Below are 1,476 nucleotides of genomic sequence, written 5' to 3' on the forward strand. Positions count from 1 at the left end.
AACACAATCAGGAAAAAGTGATGGCATAAAGAGGAGTCCCTCTTTTATTTTTTAAAACTGTATACTTTTGAGCATTTCAAGTTGATTAAGTGCTTAAAATTATGGGGTTTTGACACCATAATCATATAGTTGTTTTTAACTTATCTTTATTCAGATTTCAATGAAATTCACTCTGACATTCTATTATAATTAAAAATATCACTGTGTGCTTAACGTTCGCTTAAATTAAATAATTTTATAAAAAAATAGGGGCTGGGAAAAAACCAGCTCTTAACAAACAAAAAGAACAATGAAAACCGTCGGTTTTAGATGGTCTTCATTGTTCTTTTGTATTTTTTCTGAAGATGTAGAAGTACATCCTCCTTTTCTTCGGAGTTCGAGGATCAGTTTCGTTAAATTCATGCTCATAAGCATCAAGCCAATGTCATTATGCACGGCTTGATTGTAAAGAACAGTTATAAAATGTAGGAAAATGACAATGTAAAATTGTTGGTTTTCCTACATTTTTTATATACTCTTCTTATCCCCTATAGAATTGGAGTGGAATAGGAATGAGAAGAGATATCAGAGAAGGAGTGAAAAAACATATGATTGATGGCATAAAGCCCAATTATACTGCGTTAGCGGAACAATACGGATGTGATTATCGCACGGTTAAAGCAGCGTATCAGGAAGCGTTGAAAGGTGATAAACCTAAAACAAGGAGGATATATCCGAGTAAATTAGATTCATTCAAACAAATCATAGATACTAAGTTAGAAGATCAATGTACCGCTAAAAGTATCTTCAAATTCATACAAAAGAAAGGGTTCGATGGGAGTTACAGTCTCGTTAGAGACTATTGCCGTGGAGTGAAAAAAGAACGGGTACAGAAAGCAACGGTTCGTGTCGAATATACGCCTGGTCTTTCAGCACAAATCGATTGGAAAGAAGAAATGCGACTGATAAGCAGTCAGGGAGAAGCCTTCCGCTTTAATATTTTCCTTTATATATTGCCCTATTCAAAGAAGAAATTTATTACGCTTACCTTTGACCGTAAACAGGATACATTGTTTGAGTGCATGAATGATGCCTTTTATCACACCGGTGGTGTTCCAGAAGAAATATGGTTCGATAATATGAAAACTGTCGTCGACCGATCACGAACCCAATTCTCTCAGGTTCATTTAAACGATCGCTTCTATTCCTTTAGTAAAGACGCTGGATTTAGAACAATGGTCTGTCGCCCGTTCCGCCCTCAGACAAAAGGCAGCGTAGAAGCTCTCGCTAGAACGATGGACCGGTTACGGGTGTACAATCATGAGTTTTATGATTCGACAGATCTCATTCGAATCGTTGACGACCTTTGTTGTAGAAAAGCATTCTATACCGATAAAAAAGAGGCGGAAAAAGGCAATGTGATCCAGCAGACGTGAATACACTGCTGGATCACATTGCTTTTTTTCTTGTCAAATGTCTCCAGCAAAGGTAAAATAA

1 pseudogene is annotated in these 1,476 nt (G+C 36.7%); it reads left to right on the forward strand.

What is annotated here, in order from left to right:
- Nucleotides 1-551: 551 nt before the first annotated feature.
- A pseudogene (gene istA / locus ACYQ2O_RS12215) lies at nucleotides 552-1,349 on the forward strand (IS21 family transposase); the annotation flags it as partial.
- Nucleotides 1,350-1,476 lie beyond the last annotated feature (127 nt).

Source organism: Alkalibacterium sp. m-11 (genome assembly GCF_054658155.1).